Annotated in this window: 19 protein-coding genes; 10 read left to right on the forward strand and 9 right to left on the reverse strand. The window is 60.0% G+C overall.

Going from position 1 to position 16,349, the window contains the following annotated elements; translation table 11 throughout:
• Window positions 1-7: 7 nt before the first annotated feature.
• The 3 genes from ntrB to AC097N_RS07685 all read left to right on the forward strand — a co-directional run bounded on the left by ntrB (window position 8) and on the right by AC097N_RS07685 (window position 3,158).
• Window positions 8-952: a nitrate ABC transporter permease gene (gene ntrB, locus AC097N_RS07675; RefSeq protein WP_479580303.1), complete on the forward strand. Its 945-nt coding sequence runs from the start codon at window positions 8-10 to the stop codon at window positions 950-952.
• Window positions 949-1,785, forward strand: a complete 837-nt coding sequence (locus tag AC097N_RS07680) for an ABC transporter ATP-binding protein (RefSeq protein ID WP_479580304.1) — start codon at window positions 949-951, stop codon at window positions 1,783-1,785. Before ntrB ends, AC097N_RS07680 begins: the two co-directional genes overlap by 4 nt.
• Before the next feature lie 158 nt (window positions 1,786-1,943).
• Window positions 1,944-3,158: an MFS transporter gene (locus AC097N_RS07685; RefSeq protein WP_479580305.1), complete on the forward strand. Its 1,215-nt coding sequence runs from the start codon at window positions 1,944-1,946 to the stop codon at window positions 3,156-3,158.
• A gap of 25 nt (window positions 3,159-3,183) precedes the next feature.
• Here AC097N_RS07685 and AC097N_RS07690 read toward each other — a convergent pair whose 3' ends face one another.
• From AC097N_RS07690 to AC097N_RS07730, 9 genes are all read right to left on the reverse strand, one after another.
• The gene (locus AC097N_RS07690; RefSeq protein ID WP_479580306.1) at window positions 3,184-4,416 is read right to left on the reverse strand and encodes a beta-ketoacyl-[acyl-carrier-protein] synthase family protein; all 1,233 of its coding nucleotides are present in this window, start codon (window positions 4,414-4,416) and stop codon (window positions 3,184-3,186) included.
• Window positions 4,413-4,703 (reverse strand): acyl carrier protein, encoded by a 291-nt coding sequence (locus tag AC097N_RS07695; protein WP_479580307.1) that lies wholly within the window; start codon window positions 4,701-4,703, stop codon window positions 4,413-4,415. Before AC097N_RS07695 ends, AC097N_RS07690 begins: the two co-directional genes overlap by 4 nt.
• A 21-nt stretch (window positions 4,704-4,724) precedes the next feature.
• Window positions 4,725-5,966, reverse strand: a complete 1,242-nt coding sequence (locus tag AC097N_RS07700; protein WP_479580308.1) for an NAD(P)/FAD-dependent oxidoreductase — start codon at window positions 5,964-5,966, stop codon at window positions 4,725-4,727.
• Window positions 5,966-6,706, reverse strand: a complete 741-nt coding sequence (locus AC097N_RS07705) for a class I SAM-dependent methyltransferase (RefSeq protein WP_479580309.1) — start codon at window positions 6,704-6,706, stop codon at window positions 5,966-5,968. The genes AC097N_RS07700 and AC097N_RS07705 overlap by 1 nt, the downstream gene beginning before the upstream one ends.
• Window positions 6,703-7,761, reverse strand: a complete 1,059-nt coding sequence (locus AC097N_RS07710) for a type III polyketide synthase (RefSeq protein WP_479580310.1) — start codon at window positions 7,759-7,761, stop codon at window positions 6,703-6,705. Before AC097N_RS07710 ends, AC097N_RS07705 begins: the two co-directional genes overlap by 4 nt.
• A 2-nt stretch (window positions 7,762-7,763) precedes the next feature.
• A complete protein-coding gene (locus tag AC097N_RS07715; protein ID WP_479580311.1) occupies window positions 7,764-8,177 on the reverse strand; it encodes a hypothetical protein in 414 nt (137 codons plus the stop codon).
• Window positions 8,178-8,278: 101 nt separating this feature from the next.
• The gene (locus AC097N_RS07720; protein ID WP_479580312.1) at window positions 8,279-8,800 is read right to left on the reverse strand and encodes a hypothetical protein; all 522 of its coding nucleotides are present in this window, start codon (window positions 8,798-8,800) and stop codon (window positions 8,279-8,281) included.
• Window positions 8,801-8,836: 36 nt separating this feature from the next.
• Window positions 8,837-9,934: a flavodoxin family protein gene (locus AC097N_RS07725; RefSeq protein WP_479580313.1), complete on the reverse strand. Its 1,098-nt coding sequence runs from the start codon at window positions 9,932-9,934 to the stop codon at window positions 8,837-8,839.
• Entirely contained in the window at window positions 9,931-10,809 is an 879-nt protein-coding gene (locus AC097N_RS07730; RefSeq protein WP_479580314.1) for a YihY/virulence factor BrkB family protein, read from the reverse strand. The genes AC097N_RS07725 and AC097N_RS07730 overlap by 4 nt, the downstream gene beginning before the upstream one ends.
• 184 nt (window positions 10,810-10,993) lie before the next feature.
• On the opposite strand from AC097N_RS07730, the gene AC097N_RS07735 reads away from it, so the two are divergent.
• The 7 genes from AC097N_RS07735 (at window position 10,994) to AC097N_RS07765 (ending at window position 16,215) form a co-directional block, all read left to right on the forward strand.
• Complete coding sequence (locus AC097N_RS07735) at window positions 10,994-11,815, forward strand: alpha/beta fold hydrolase (RefSeq protein ID WP_479580315.1); 822 nt, start codon at window positions 10,994-10,996, stop codon at window positions 11,813-11,815.
• Window positions 11,816-11,849: 34 nt separating this feature from the next.
• Complete coding sequence (locus tag AC097N_RS07740) at window positions 11,850-12,176, forward strand: hypothetical protein (RefSeq protein ID WP_479580316.1); 327 nt, start codon at window positions 11,850-11,852, stop codon at window positions 12,174-12,176.
• Between the two features lie 30 nt (window positions 12,177-12,206).
• Window positions 12,207-13,601: a class II fumarate hydratase gene (fumC, locus tag AC097N_RS07745; RefSeq protein ID WP_479580317.1), complete on the forward strand. Its 1,395-nt coding sequence runs from the start codon at window positions 12,207-12,209 to the stop codon at window positions 13,599-13,601.
• A 162-nt stretch (window positions 13,602-13,763) separates the two neighbouring features.
• Window positions 13,764-14,027 (forward strand): hypothetical protein, encoded by a 264-nt coding sequence (locus AC097N_RS07750; protein ID WP_479580318.1) that lies wholly within the window; start codon window positions 13,764-13,766, stop codon window positions 14,025-14,027.
• A gap of 31 nt (window positions 14,028-14,058) precedes the next feature.
• Window positions 14,059-14,217, forward strand: coding sequence for a DUF3309 family protein (locus AC097N_RS07755; RefSeq protein WP_479580319.1), 159 nt, complete (start codon window positions 14,059-14,061; stop codon window positions 14,215-14,217).
• Window positions 14,218-14,230: 13 nt separating this feature from the next.
• Complete coding sequence (locus AC097N_RS07760; RefSeq protein WP_479580320.1) at window positions 14,231-15,541, forward strand: PQQ-dependent sugar dehydrogenase; 1,311 nt, start codon at window positions 14,231-14,233, stop codon at window positions 15,539-15,541.
• Between the two features lie 122 nt (window positions 15,542-15,663).
• On the forward strand, window positions 15,664-16,215 hold the full coding sequence (locus tag AC097N_RS07765) for a hypothetical protein (protein ID WP_479580321.1): 552 nt from the start codon (window positions 15,664-15,666) through the stop codon (window positions 16,213-16,215).
• The last annotated feature ends 134 nt before the right edge of the window (window positions 16,216-16,349 follow it).

Consider the following 16,349-nt stretch of genomic DNA (forward strand, 5'->3'; position numbering starts at 1 on the left):
GCACACCATGGTTAGCGCAGTTTTTCACTCCCCCCTTGAGACCCGGGCGGCGCCAACTGCGCCAACCCTCGGGTCCGCTCCTAAAAACATAGCTACTCCCGCAGATGGTGCGGGGGCTACAGCCCAGAAACATGTGGAAGTGGTGGCCAAACCTGCCAAAACACCGTATGACTGGCGTGGCCTCTGGCTTGCTGTGTTGCCGCCCGTGTTGGGCCTGGGTCTGCTGATCGGTGTGTGGGCGCTGGTGTCCATCACCACCGCCAGCAGCATCCCATCCCCCACCGAGACATTCAAGCAAGCGGTTGATATTTTCTCGGACCCGTTCTACCGCAAGGGTCCCAATGACCAGGGCGTGGGCTGGAACATCCTGGCTTCCCTGGAACGGGTCGCCGTGGGCTTTGGACTGGCCGCCGTGGTGGGCATTCCGGTGGGGTTCATGGTCGGACGGTTTGAGTTTTTGAGCCGCATGTTCAACCCGCTCATCAGCCTGCTGCGTCCGGTGTCACCGCTGGCCTGGTTGCCGATTGGCCTGCTGGTGTTCAAGGGCGCCAACCCGGCGGCCATCTGGACCATCTTCATCTGCTCGATCTGGCCCATGATCATCAACACCGCGGTGGGCGTACAGCGCGTGCCGCAGGACTACATGAACGTGGCCCGCGTGCTGAACCTCTCGGAGTGGAAGATCGTCACCAAGATCCTGTTCCCCTCGGTGCTGCCCTACATGCTGACCGGCGTGCGTCTGGCGGTGGGCACGGCGTGGCTCGTTATCGTGGCGGCCGAGATGCTGACGGGCGGCGTGGGCATCGGCTTCTGGGTGTGGGACGAGTGGAACAACCTGAATGTCAAGAACATCATCATCGCCATCTTCGTGATCGGCATCGTCGGGCTGATTCTGGAATACGCCCTGATCAAAATCGCAACCGCATTTACGTTTGAAGAGGTGAAATCATGAACGACAACCTGACGAGTAAATTCATTGAAGTCTCCGGTGTTGAACAAGTCTTCAAAACCCGTAAAGGTCCGTTCTGCGCCCTGCAAAACGTCAACCTGAATGTGGCCAAAGGCGAGTTCGTGGCCCTGATCGGCCACTCCGGTTGCGGCAAGTCCACCCTGCTCAACCTGATTGCCGGACTGACCATGCCCACGCAAGGCCACCTGCTGTGCGCCAACCGCGAGATTGCAGGCCCCGGCCCCGAGCGTGCTGTGGTGTTCCAGAACCACTCACTGCTGCCGTGGCTGACGTGTTTCGAGAACGTTTACCTGGGTGTGGAGCGCGTGTTCGGCGCCGCCAACCGCACCACGGGCGCGGCGTCCGAGACCAAGGCACAACTCAAAGCCCGCACGGACGCGGCCCTGGCGTTGGTGGGACTCACCCCGGCAGCCCAGAAGCGCCCCGGTGAAATTTCGGGCGGCATGAAGCAGCGCGTGGGTATTGCCCGCGCCCTGGCCATGGAGCCCAAAGTCCTGCTGATGGACGAGCCTTTTGGCGCGCTGGACGCGCTGACCCGCGCCAAGCTGCAGGACGAACTGCTGCAAATCGTGGCCAAGACACAAAGCACCGTGGTGATGGTGACACACGATGTGGATGAAGCGGTGCTGCTGTCCGACAAGATCGTGATGATGACCAACGGGCCCTCCGCCACCATCGGCGAGGTGCTGAGCGTGGACCTGCCCCGCCCGCGCAACCGTGTGGAGCTGGCCGATAGCGCGCAGTACCTGCACTACCGCAAGGCCGTGATCGACTTTCTCTACACCCGTCAAGGGCACGTCGAGAAAGCCGCTTGACCTGAAAAAACCAAGATGGTGCGCACGCTTTTTGTGCGGCGCACCATATTCGGTTGACGCATGCACAACTGGCGATCAATTTGAGCTCAAAAGCGCCCTGAAAACTGGCACGAGTTTCGCTTTAGTGCATGGATCAATGTAAATAAGGGACATGCACCATGGCGGGATTTCGTAGTTTTTTGAAGAGTGGCCATTCGCCGACGCTCTTCGCAGCCTTTTTGTATTTTGCGTTTTCATGCTGCATCTGGGTGCTGAACGGGGCCATGGCGCCCTTCATCTCCGAGACATTCAACCTGAGTCCCGCGCAAAAGGGATTGATGCTGTCGATTCCCATTCTGGCGGGCGCGCTGATGCGCTTTCCATTGGGCATCCTGGCGCAGTACATCGGACGCAAAAAGGCCACGCTGGTTGAGATGGGTCTGATCGCCGTGGCGATGCTGTTTGGCTTTTTCTTCGTCAAAAGCTTCAATGACCTGCTGGCCATGGGGGTGTTGCTGGGCATTGCCGGTGCCAGTTTTGGGGTGGCCTTGTCGCTGGGTTCGGGCTCCTTCCCGGCAAAGCACAAGGGTTTGGCCATGGGTCTGGTGGGCGCGGGCAATGTAGGCACGGCGGTATCGGTGCTGATCGCCCCGCCGCTGGCACAGGCCTTTGGCTGGGTCACGGTGTACGGCATTGCCGCCGTGGCCATCCTGATTCCCATGGTGGTCATGATCATCTTTGCCAAGGAGCCAGACGATCTGGACGCCCACGCCACATTCAAGGAACACATTGCCTGTCTGTTTGAGAAAGACGGGTGGGCCTTCAGCCTGATTTACGCCATCACCTTTGGCGGCTTCATCGGCCTGGCCACGTTCCTGCCCACGTACTACTACGACCAGTTTGCCGTGAGCAAGGTGCAAGCCGGTCAACTGACCATGCTGGCCGCTTTCATGGGCGCGGCGCTTCGGGTGTTTGGCGGCTGGATTTCTGACCGCTGGGGCGGTATCAACACACTGAGCGTCGTGCTGGTCACCGTGGCCGTGACGCTGGTGCTGTGCGGCCTGTCCGGCGGCTCTCTGGTGGCAACCACTCTGCTGGTGATGCTGTGCTTCTCCGCACTCGGCGCAGGCAACGGGGCTTTGTTCCAGTTGGTACCTCTGCGTTGGCCCTTGTCCACCGCCGTGGCGGGTTCGATGATTGGCGAGTTTGGTGCCTTGGGGGGCGGCCTGGTGCCTTACGCCATGGGTCTCTCCAAACAATACGCTGGCAGCTACGCCTGGGGCTTCATTATTTTTGCGGTGCTGGCCGTTGCAATGCTGCTGATGCTGCGCCTCATGCAGATCCGCTGGACGCGGACCTGGGCCGAAAAAGGTGGCCGGGCGCGCAGCGCCTGACCGATGTGTTTTGGGTGAGGTCGCTTCAAGACGCGGCGCGCAGCACCAGTACGGCCTGGGTGCCGCCAAACGCAAACGAGTTTGACAGCATGGTGCGCACGGCCTTGCCATTGCGGGCGGTGTGGGGGACATAGTCCAGATCACAGTCCGGATCCGGTGTTTGAAGGTGCATGGTCGGCAGCAACGCGGCCTGATGCATGGCCATCAAAGACAAGATGGCTTCCAATCCCCCGGCAGCGCCCAGCAGATGACCGTGCACGCTTTTGGTCGCACTGACCGGAATGTCATGGGCTCGTTGGCCGAAAACGGCCTTGATGGCCGCCGTCTCCACCACGTCGTTGGCCTGTGTGCCTGTGCCATGGGCGTTGATGGCGTCAATGTCGGCGCTATCCAGACCCGCTGATTGCAGTGCCGCGCGCATCGCTGCGGCCTGCCCGTCCACACTGGGTCGCGTGATGTGCCCCGTGTCTGTGGTCAGGCCGTATCCCAGAATCTCACCATAAATCGTGGCGCCACGTGCCACGGCTTGCGCCCAAGGCTCCAGCACGACCATGGCAGCTCCTTCGCCCAGCACCATGCCGCTGCGGTTTTTTGAAAAAGGCTTGCAGGACGCCGCAGGGTCCGATTCATCAATCGACGCCAAGGTGTGCAAGGCCTCCCACGCCTTCATGGAGCCAAACGACAACGGGGCCTCAGCACCACCCGCCACGGCCAGGTCGACCGCGCCACTGGCCAGGCGCAACCAGGCCTCTCCCAAGGCCACGGCAGAAGACGAACAAGCCGTCGAATAAGTGAGGTTTGGCCCAACCAGGCCGTGTTCGATGCCAATCCACGCCGCGGGCGCGTTGTGCATGCCCAGCAGGACCGTGAAAGGTTTGATGCGATCGGAGTTGTCACCGTAGAGTGTTTTGTACCCGTCATCGTTGGATTGTGAGCCGCCCATGCCGGTGCCCACAAACACCCCTGTGCGGCTGCGGTCCATCCGGGCCAGGTCGCAGCGGGCATCGACGATGGCCTGATTGGCCGCGACCAGCGCAAACTGACTGACCCGGTCCAGCATGCGGAGCTTGGGTGGCTCAAAATAGTCCGCCCCCTCAAACTGTACGGTGGCGGCGAGCGGCGCAAGAAGCCGGTTGGAAAAAGTACGCTCAAGACGATGAATACCGGATCGGCCATGGCGCGCATTGTCAAATGCCGCCTGTGTGCTGTTCCCAAGCGGCGAGACCAGCCCCATACCGGTGACCGCAACGCGCCTCATGGCGTCAGCGATCCGGACACGGTGGCCACATCGACTTGCGGGTCAGGCCCGTGCTGGGCGAGCACCAAGGCGTCAATGAACCGAACCACATCCTCCAGCGTGGGCAGTTGCACCGGGTCGGGTGGCAGCGTCACCTTGAATTCGTCCTCGATGTTGAAGAGCAGCTCGGCAACTCCCAGCGAGTCGATGCCCAGCACATCCAGCGGCACATCAGGCGTCAATGTTTCAGGATCCAGCTTGTAGTCGCGGATCAAAATTGCGCAGAGTTTGTCGTAGGTAGTGGTCATGGGGGATCCTTTCGGTCAGTCTCACATAGGGCGCGATGCCAAGGCCAGCACACGGACATCTGCGGCGCAACGTACCTTGCCACTCCAGCGCGCGCCCACAGTCAGCAGCCCCGGCCAAAGCTGCACCGCTGACATCAGTGCGCCCGCGCCGGATGGCCACATGGCGAGATGGGCAAAGGCGGCAGCCAGTCGCAACCGGGGCGCAAACTGGCGGCGCCACTCGATAGCGTACTGGCGTCCGACATCGCGCTGCCAGGCCCTGTCGGTCCGGACTCTGGCGTGATCACCCTCGAGCAGATGGGTGCACAAGAGCCAGGCGGACTGCAAGGCCATGCTCATACCTTCGCCAATGATGGGGTGGGCTTCAGCGGCCGCATTGCCGATACGGTAAACACCGTCATCAGCGCGCAAACGAATACCCGGCTCCAGCGGACCCGCAGCCAACCACACCCCCAGACGGGTGGCGTCCAGCAAGGCCGTGCGAACACCGAGGCAAGCTTGTTTCAACATGGTTTCAACCACATCACCCGCACTCAGCCCAGGCGCAGCCCGGCGAAGGACTTCGAGGCGGTCCCGCCGAATACAGCAGGCCAGTGTGGTGACGTGATCATCGGCGACCACCATGCCGCCATAGCCGCCGTCAAACATCAGGATGGGAAGCAAACCCTCGGTCAGGGTGGCATGCAAGAAGTTGGCCTTGAACGCCAGCAGATCCGGGCCACGAGCAGCGCGCCGGTGCACCTTCCGGCTTGAAAACAGGGCCTCCCAGGAGCCGTGCGCATCAATCATCACCGGCGCATGCAAAGTCAGACTGACGTTGGAATCCATGTCGCGAACCACACAGTGCCAATCACCGGGTTCACCCTCCGCGCCTTGCGCGGACCAGGGCTGTAGCACCTGTACACCCGCCCATCGGGCCTGCGCAAGCAGCAAGGTGTCCAGCGTCTCGCGCCCTAGCGCCCTGCCCCATGGGTGGGGGTCATGGAGGGTTTGCGGCAAGCGGGCCACAAGCGTGCGTGCCCCCTGCATCAGCGCCACCTGGCGCAGTTCGGGGCCAGCGCTGGCGTCGAAGGCAGCACCAATCCCCAGTGAATCCAGCAAGGGCAGATTGCTCGCGGCCAGGCATTCGCCGCAAACTTTGCGCCTTGGGAAACGCTGCTTTTCAACCAGGGCGACAGACCAACCCGCGCGGGCCAGCAGAATGGCAGCCGACGAGCCCGCGGGGCCTGCGCCCATGATGATGGCGTCAAATGCGGTGCGCATCAGCTCACCTCAAGGCGCTCAGCGCGAAAGCAATGACTGAAAAGACCTGCCGAGTATTCCTGTATCTGCCACTCGGGGCCCTCAAAAGGCCACAAGCTGGTCAGTTCGTTCTCACAAAAACCTGCGTGCACACTCAACACCGCGTCCTCCCGCGTGACGGCATTGGCGCCCATCGCACCTATCAAATGGCTGCCCGCCAGGGCCAGCCAGTCCCTGCGGGGTTCACAGGCAAAGAAACGATCCCCATGGCGGGTGATTGCCCCCAGCAAAGCGGCCAGCTGCGGCCCCTCGAAATGGTGCACAAACAAATTGGCCACGATCAGGTCCCATGTTGCGTTGGCATCTTCATTGGGTAAGCGGCGGTCAGCGGCCGCCCAGTCCAGCACATCAGCTATTTTGATGACAGCCGTCCATCCGAGTTCCGCATACTGCGCCACGGTCACCGGGTCAACCAAGTCCAGACGGTCAAGCAGTGTGAGTTCCACCGGCGGCCACTCGGGCGCCAACGCTCGGGCCACGCCCAGCATCAGGCTGCCATCACCCGCGCCGATCTCAAGCACGCGAATCGGCCCCGCACCACGACGCTTGGCCAGCATCGCCCTGAAGGCGCGCAACAGAATGACACGGGTTCCCATGACCCGATGAACACGCCTGAGGTCGCCGCGCGAACGAATTGCTGCCAAGTCTTGCGCTGACAGTGCATCCAGCGTCTCGGCAGTCACCACCCGCGGCATCATCATTCCACCCTCAACAAGGCGCCGTGGCAGCTAAAACCAGCGCCAAACGACGACAGCCACCACCAGCCGGCGGGTGCGTCAGCGGCCAGTGCAGCCTCCAGTACAAAGTACACAAAAGCGCTCGACAAATTGCCGTATTCGCGCAACATCGCAGCGCTGTGGCGCAGGTCGTCGTGTTCAAGCTTCAACTTGCGCTCAACTGCAAGCAACACATCGCGACCTCCTGCGTGAAAAATCCACGTACTCACATCGGCGGGGGTCAAGCCAGCCCGGTCGAGGACTGTGGTCAACACACGATGCGCATAGTCTGCGGCCAACGAGGGCACCGCGCGTGTCAGGATATTTCGCAACATCCCGTCGCGCTGCTCAAACATCAGAGCCTTGCGCTCACCCGGATCAATCAACGACGTGCTGTCGCTCCACGCCACGTGTCGTCCGCCCGGTTGGCGCTGACGGGATAAAACCGCCGCACCGGCCCCGTCACCAAACAGGCAGGCGCTGATCAGGACGCCGGCGTCATTGTCAAGGTACATGGCGGCGCTACTGACCTCAACGCAAATTGAAAGTACATGCTCACAGCTATTGCTTTCAAGCAAAGCCCGCCCGAGCTGAAAATTTGGCAAGGCCGCAGCGCAGCCCTGACCCACCAGGTCAAACGCCTGCACATCGGGGCGCAGACCCAGGCCCTCGACCACATAGCCGGAAAGCCCCGGGCACAAATAACCGGTACAGGTACTGACCACCACAGCATCCATTTCTCTGGCTGCCAAGCCTGCCTGGGCGAGCGCTCGCTGCCCCGCCTTGATGGCCAGCGCCGGGGCATGCGTGCGGAATCGCCGCGCCAGCGTGTTCGGGTCAATCGCGAACACTTCATCGAGTGAATCAACGGCGAGACGGCGCGCTTCAATGCCGTTGTTGCGCTGCAATACCGTGCGGGCAATGAAGTGGGAACGGGCATCAAGTTTTGAGAACCACCCTGATTGCTGGAACGCGTCCAGACACTCCGCCTTGGTGTAGCTGGCCTCAGGTGTGGCCGTGCCAATTCCGCGAAAGTACATATTTAGCCGAGATCACTGGAGGACAAGCCACTGAGTTCCTCAATCATGAACCTGCCATAGTGCTGCCCCGAGACTGCACCTGTTTGCCGGGCCACCGATGCAACGCGTTCAGCACGCGCCTCATCAGGGGCATGAACAACCAGGAAGCTGCAGCCTTCCTCGGCACGGCTTTGGTGGACCTTGACCAAGTCAAGTTCATAACCGAAGTTGGCCAAGGGGCTGGCGTTCACCAATTCGACAGCGACCTGGGCCCTCATCTCGTCGGGCGTGTAGCGAACCAGGGCTGATTGTTCAAAACCCTGCTCCAGCAGTGCACGGGTGGCAGCGTCCAGATCGGTTGAAGCGCGGTAAGTGACGATGGTGTGCCCCACGGGCTTGAACACGCCAAAGGTGGTGGGAGGGCTGGTTTTGTCCATACGGTTCTCCTTTGAATCAACGACCGAATTTAGGAACTTGCGGCGTACTGGTCTGTTCGCTGCCGCACGCAGGCGCTGTGCCCGATTGCTCAAGACACGAATCACACGGTACGAATGTCTTTGAAAGCGCCCACTGCTTCTTGAATGACCTCGCGCGCGATAGCAGTTTCCTCCTCCGTGCGGGTTTCGGCAACCAGCACCACCTGACCGGCCACAATAGCGTCACCAATCAAGTCCGCGAACCAGCCAAACTTCTTTTCCTTGTTTTCAGCACCCGCCACTGCGCCAATGACACCGCCAAGACTGGCGCCCCAGCCCAGCATGACCAGCGGTGCCAGCAAGGGGCTGGCCACAAACAAACTGACATTGGCCGCGACCAACGCAAGCTCTGCCAGCAGGCCGACACCCGCGCCGACCGCCGTACCCACCGCACCGTCAACGAGAACATCTTTCAACACGGCGTTGCTGTTCGCATTCGGCGGCGGAGCGGGAACCGCTGAATCGTTTTCATAAATTTGCAGCTGCGCCTGGGGTATTCCACGCCCCACCAGTTTGGCCAGCGATATCTGCGCCTCATCCCTGTGTACAAAGAACCCTGTCACGTGATGTTGGTAAATTTCCATTTCCATCTTCTTCAATTAAAGGTTGATTTTTTGACATTACTTGGGGCGTGGACGGGACAAGGCGGGCTGGACGGCCTGCAGCCGACCGGCCCGCATCTCAACCACCGTCTTCAGCACGGCGCGCGCTACATTGCGTGCTTCCTCCTGAACGGCCAGGTCTTTGTCCAGCGCGTCATGGCTGGTCGCATAGGGTTCGTAGTAGCCAATGAAGCGGTCCAGCCGCGCTTGCGCACCTCCATCAATAAAACCCATCCAGTCAAGCCAGTCCGTCAGGGCCCGGCGCGACTCCTCGATACCGGCCACATCACCATGAACAATCAGGCCATAGACGCGCCCGGCCAAGTGCTTGGGGTAATCCCAGCCAGCCATTTCAAGGTCCTTGGCTTTGGCGGCCTTCTTGCCAGAGGTTGAGGTGGGGTCTGGGTTGCCGCCATCGGCACACACCAGCCGGTCGATCATCAGCTTCAATGGGCTGGGGCTTTGGTACCAATACACAGGTGTGACGATGATGACCGCATGCGCGGCAGCCCACCGCTCGTAGATTTCAGCCATCCAGTCGTTGTTTTGGTTCAACGCATGGTTGGGATAACAACTGCAGGGCCAGTGGCACAGTGGCATGGCGGTGGAGACGCAGCCCTTGCAGGGAAAAATGTTCCGCCCATATTCGGACGTGAGCAAGCTCAGGTCCAGCACGTCCACCGCCATCCCGGACGAGGTCAATACCTCGCGCGCCAACTCCAGCAGCCGATAGGTTTTGGATATCTCGCCTGGGCAGGTGCCGTCGTTGCGGGCTGAACCGCAAATCAGCAGCACACGGGAACTGCCCGCCGGGTCGGCCTGACGGGCCTGGGCGGCATCAATGCGGCTTTTTGTGGCGATCCAGTCGATCGACAAGCTGTAGTCCGGATCCGCGTAGCCCGGACCGGCCTTTTGCGTGAACGGGGCTTTTCGGCCATCAACGTAGGCATTCCATGCAATGTCTTCGAGACGCGCCAGGGAGGCGTCCTCGCCACGAAACGCAGGATCAAGGAAGGAGGCGCGAAACCGGGCACCAAATTCATCACGCAACAGATGGCCTGGCGCCTGGCCCTTGCGAACCTCAATCCCGGCGGACTGGATGGGAATGGTTTTCATGCTTGACTCCTGACAGGTTGGACAACTCTTGAACCAAATAGGTTCGCGTAAACCCAGGTGAACTCCGCACCAATGAGAAATATCTGCGCCGAGTAGTACACCCAGAGCAAGATCACCACCAGGGAACCGGCGGCGCCAAAGCCGGACACCACGCCGCTGCGGCCCACGTACAGCCCGATCAGCGACTTGCCCAGGGTAAACAGAAGCGCCGTAAAAATGGCGCCAATCCAGACGTCGCGCCACTGCACGCGGACGCGCGGCATGACCTTGTAAATCAGTGCAAACATGGCCGCCACCAACACGAAGCCGCCCACGGCATTGACCGTCGTGGCCACGGTATACCAGCCACCAAAGACCGGCTCCAGCCAACGGCCTGTGGTGGCCAGTGCCGCACTGACCACCAGCGACACGATGAGCAGGAAACCAATGGCCAGGATCATTCCAAAGGAGAGCAGGCGTGTGCGAATCAGGTTCAACCACCCACTCGACTCCACGCGGATAGGTACGCGCCAGATGCGGTCAAGTGAATCCTGTAGCTCACCAAAAACCGTTGTCGCACCGATGAATAGCAGCAGAAAGCCCATGGCCGTTGCAGCCGCACCTTCCGCCGGTTTGTGCACGCTGGTCAGCAAGTCCTGCACCGCACCAGCGCCCCGATCGCCCATCAAGGCCTGCAGCTGGGTCGTGATTTCGCCACGTGCCGCTTCCTCGCCAAAAACCAGACCGGCAACCGAAATGACGATCAACAAGAGGGGAGCGAGAGAAAACATGGTGTAGAACGCCAGGGCCGCCCCCATGCTCGGCACATAGTCATCCAACCATGATTTGGCAATCTGCTTGAGTAGCGCTCCATAGGGAGCAAGTGGGTTGGACATGGCGTTGACTTGCAATTTGACCGATGCAGTGATCATCAAAGCTCGGTTGACGCCCGTCCAGAGGGCACAAGCGCAATCGCACGTCAGACTCGGCCTACAGGGCCGTTTCCGCTTGACTGATAGACGCGTCGTCTGCCTTGCCGAATACTGATGGTCCACACCATTGAAGAAACGGGCAGACACCATGAACATCGTGACCACCAAAGACAACACCGAGCTCTACGTCAAGGATTGGGGGACCGGCCAACCGGTCATATTGATTCACGGCTGGCCCTTGTCCTCCGACAGTTGGGACGATCAAGCCATGGCGATTGCGCAGGCCGGCTACCGCACGATTGCGTACGACCGGCGTGGCTTTGGCCGTTCATCACAACCCTGGAGCGGATACGACTACGACACGCTGTCTGACGACCTGGCCGAAATCATCGAGCAAACGCAAGCCCAGGACGCAATTCTGGTGGGCTTCTCCATGGGCGGTGGCGAAGTGGCCCGCTACATGTCGCGCCACAACGGCAAGTCGGTCGTCAAGGCGGCGCTGGTGTCGTCAGTGCTGCCCTACCGCTTGAAAACGCCCGACAATCCGGCCGGTACCGAGCAGGCGGCATTTGACAAAACAGCCTTGGCACTCAACGAGGACCGTGCAAAATTCTTTACCGAATTTTTCAAGAACTTTTTTGGTGTGGGCCTGGTGTCGCACCCTGTCAGTGAAGAGCTGCTGCAATGGGCGCGCAGTGTGTCCATGCTGGCCAGCCTGAAAGCGACGCTGGCGTGCGCCAAGGCCTTCTCCAGCACCGACTTTCGCGGCGACCTTGCTGCATTCAAGGTGCCCACGCTCATCATCCATGGAACCGACGACAAGATCGTTCCGATCGACGCCTCAAGCCGTCCAACAGCCTTGGGCATTGCACAGTCCACACTCATCGAATACGACGGAGCACCCCATGGCCTTTTTGCCACCCACAAGGAACGCCTGACCAAAGACTTGCTCCATTTTTTGGGGCGATGAGATGGTCGCGATTGATTCACAACAGGAGCTAATCATGCCCACTCTGATCGGTCAAAAATACCTGCCGGCATTCGCCATCGCCATCGTCGCTTTTGCCGCAGGCTGCTCGGACTCTCGTACGCCCGTGCCGAAGATGACAGAGTCTTTACCGGCCGGCGTCATCAGCACCGAGACGCCGTCAACCGTGGTTGGCACCCCACCTGCCGGCCCCACCGCAGAGGCAACGGGGACCACCTCGGCGGTCAAGTCTGACGTCAGCAAAACCGAACAATCCTCTGCGATGCCATTGCCCGGCCAGGCGAATGATCACTCGACGCTTTCACCCGCGGCCTCACAAAAATCCGGTAGCATCAAAAAATAGTCAGTGCTACCACGAAGGAAAAAATCTGCCATGGGCCCTACTCGCACAGTGACTGACAGTTTTGGCACCATTGAGGTGCCCGCCGGGGTGCTTTGGGGAGCGCAAACCGCCCGCAGCCTGCACTTCTTTGACATCGGAGAGCAACGCATGCCGCCGCCAGTGATCCATGCCCTGGCGTGGATTAAATGGGCCGCGGCCCATGTCAACCGTGACCTCGCGTTGCTCACACCGCTGAAGGCAAACGCCATTGCAGATGCCGCAAAGCGTGTGGCCAGCGGTGAACTGGATGGAGAGTTCCCGCTGTCGGTCTGGCAGACGGGGTCTGGTACACAAAGCAATATGAATGTCAACGAGGTCATTGCCAGTTTGGCCACGCGCGCGCTGGAGGGCCATGAAGGCACAGGAAATAATATTCACCCCAATGACGACGTGAACCTGGGCCAGTCCTCCAACGACGTATTCCCTAGCGCCATGCATATCGCCGTGGCCGTGGAAACCAGGGCGCGCCTGCTGCCTGCATTGCAAGGTTTGCGCACTGCGCTCACCGCCAAAGCACAGGAATTCAAGGCCGTCGTCAAAGTGGGGCGTACCCATCTGCAAGATGCCACGCCCGTCACGCTGGGTCAGGAGTTGGGCGGATTCGACGCGCAACTGGGTTTGTGCGAAGACACGATGAGACATGCACTGGGCGCGGTGCACACACTGGCCATTGGCGGCACAGCTGTAGGCACGGGGTTGAATACCCACCCGGAGTTTGGCCGCCGGGTGTCACACGCATTGGCGAAACAACTTGAGTTGCCGCTGGTGCAGGCGGGTAATCTTTTTGCGGCGATGGCAGGCCATGAAGCGCTCGTTGCATTTCATGCCAGCCTGAGAATGCTGGCGATTGCCTTGACCAAGATCGGCAACGACATTCGCCTGATGGGCAGTGGACCGCGCGCAGGCCTGGGAGAGATCCAGCTGCCTGAAAATGAACCGGGCAGCTCCATCATGCCCGGCAAGGTGAACCCGACCCAAATCGAAGCCTTGACCATGGTGTGCGCGCAAGTGATGGGGCATGACACCGCCATCGGGTTTGCTGCCAGCCAGGGGCAATTTGAACTGAACGTTTACAAGCCACTCATCATTCTGGATACCCTGGACAGCATTCGCCTGCTGGCTGACGTCACGCGCAGTTTTACGGAGCACTGTGTGGCCGGTATCGCCGTGAACCCATCGCGCATGAGGGCTTTGCTGCAAGGCTCCCTGATGCTGGTCACCGCATTGACACCGCACATCGGCTATGACCGCGCGGCCCAAATCGCCAAGTATGCGCACCAGCACGGATGCACGTTGCGCGAAGCTGCACTGGCGCTGGGCGCGGTCACTTCAGTCCAGTTTGATACCTGGGTCGATGCACAGAAAATGCTGGGGCCACACTTGTAAAAAAATGCATTCCTATGTTCGCCATCGCACCGATAGGCTCACGGGAAAACCTTAATCTGAAGGCTTGCTGATTGCGGCGTGGTGCCCTCACCCCGTACCAGCTTGTATGCGAATGACATGGCGTCATTTGCATCCTGATTTTTTAAACTTTTAGGATTCCTCATGAAAAACACTCTGCTTATTTCAACACTTCTCGTTACGCTTGGTCTGGCCGCTTGTGACCGTCCCACAGTGGTTACTGTTCCATCCACACCCGCTGCAGTTCCTGTGCCAGGACCTGCTGGCCCCACCGGTGCAACCGGCGCGACGGGCACACAAGGCGCAACGGGTTCCCAAGGCAGTGACGGCAACACGGGCGCGACGGGCAAAACCGGTGACGGCACCACGGTGATCGTGGCGCCTCCCGCACCTGCACCGGCCAACTAAGCGTATTCAACACCACTTCAAGGAGAAAACCATGAGCATAGGCACCATCCTGTTAATCATTTTAATTTTGATGCTGATCGGCGCGTTCCCAAGCTGGCCGCACAGCCGGAGCTGGGGCTATGGACCCAGCGGCGGTCTGGGCCTGGTAGTGGTCATCATTGTCATCCTGCTCCTGACCGGGCGGCTATAGCGGGAGGGGGTTGATGCAAGCACATGTCGCGTTCATCGGCCCGTTGCTCCTGACGCTCATCGGTTGCGGCGACATGGCTGTCCTGACCGTGTCAGCCGGTACCGGACCCCAACCGGTCTTGCCCCAGCCGCGATCAACACTGATCCCGACGGTGAACATTGCGCCTGCCAAGGGTTGGCCCGCAGGCGCCACTCCGCTGGCTGCGACCGGTACCCAGGTCAGGTCTTTTGCCAGTGCTTTGGACCATCCTCGCTGGCTTTATGTGCTGCCCAATGGCGACGTGCTGGTGGCCGAGACGAACGCCCCGCCCAAACCAGAAGACGCCACGGGCATCAAGGGCTGGGTCATGGGTTTGGTCATGACATGGGCTGGCGCGGGTGTGCCCAGCGCCAACCGCATCACCCTGCTTCGAGACACCAACGGTGACGGCGTCGCCGACGTCAGAACTGCGTTGCTGGAGGGTCTGAATTCCCCGTTTGGCATGGCCCTGGTTGGCCCAGACCTGTACGTGGCGAACTCCGATGCGGTGATGAAATTCCCCTACATCGCGGGCACCACCCGCATCGAGTCCTCCGGTATCAAAGTGCTTGATTTGCCCGCAGGGCCTATCAATCACCACTGGACCAAAAACCTCATTGCGAGCCCGGATGGAAAGAAACTTTTTGTCACCGTGGGCTCCAACAGCAATGTGGCGGAACGCGGCATGGCCGTCGAGTCAGAGCGCGCTGCAATTTTGGAAGTTGATCTCAAGAGCGGTGTTCATCGCGTCTTTGCCTCCGGCCTGCGCAACCCGAATGGTCTGGCCTGGGAGCCGCAAGGTGGCGCGCTGTGGACCGTCGTGAATGAACGGGACGAGATCGGCAGCGACCTCGTGCCGGACTACCTGACATCAGTGCGCGATGGCGCCTTTTACGGTTGGCCGTACAGCTATTTCGGTCAGCATGTGGACGATCGCGTCAAACCGCCAAGACCTGATCTGGTTGCCAAGGCGGTTGCGCCCGACTATGCGCTGGGACCCCACACAGCCTCACTGGGACTGGCTTCAGCAGAAAACAATGCATTGCCCGCGGTGTTCGCCCACGGCATGTTCATCGGCCAGCATGGCTCATGGAACCGGCGGCCGCACAGTGGCTACAAAGTGATCTTTGTCCCCTTTGAAGGCGGAAAACCAGCAGGAGCACCCATTGATGTGTTGACAGGTTTTCTCAGTGAAGAAGGCCATGCCCTCGGACGGCCTGTTGGCGTCGCACTGGACAAGACAGGCGCCCTGCTCGTCGCGGATGACGTGGGCAACGTCATCTGGCGCTTGACGGGAATGCCTTGACATACGGCAATCAACAGCCTGAGCGTAGGACATCAACTACAGGAAACCGCGGCGCTGTCCGCTGTTTCAGCCACCTTGGCCGTTTCATACTTGCCTCGTCTCTTCAACCCACAAGGATTTACATGAACCAACATTTCAACCTCAAAGCATCTCTGATGGTTGCCGCCGTGATGGCATTCTCGGCAGCCCACGCAGCGACCATGACCAAGGCGGACTACAAGACTGGCAAGACCAGCATCAGCGCCACGTACAAGGCCGACAAGGCCGCTTGCGCCTCATTGTCTGGCAACACCAAAGATATCTGCCAGGAAGAAGCCAAGGCCAAAGAAAACATTGCACTTGCTGAATTGGAGTTCAACTACACCGGCAAGGCCGCAGACCAGACCAAGCTGATGAATGTCAAGGCCAAGTCCGCCTATTCAGTGGCCAAAGAAAAGTGCGACGACAAAGCAGGCAACGAAAAAGACATTTGCGTAAAAGAGGCCAAGGCCGTTGAAGTCAAGGCATTGGCTGACGCCAAGATGGGAAAACAGATTGGAGAGGCCAAAGTGGATGCCGCTGAAACCAAGACGGATGCCAACTACAAAGTGGCCGCTGAGAAATGCGACGCTCTGACTGGCGATGCCAAGTCCAGCTGCATGGCAGCAGCCAAGGTCAAATTCGGCAAGAACTAAGTTCTCCCGATTTTGACAAAAGAGGTCGGCTGATGCCGGCCTTTTTTTCAATTCATCTGATGAAGATCAAGGTACCTGAAACGGCAACACACGGTGGCATCCAATTGGTTTTAGTATCTCGGAGCCTCTGCCCA

This window comes from Rhodoferax sp. LS1R11 (assembly GCF_056521395.1).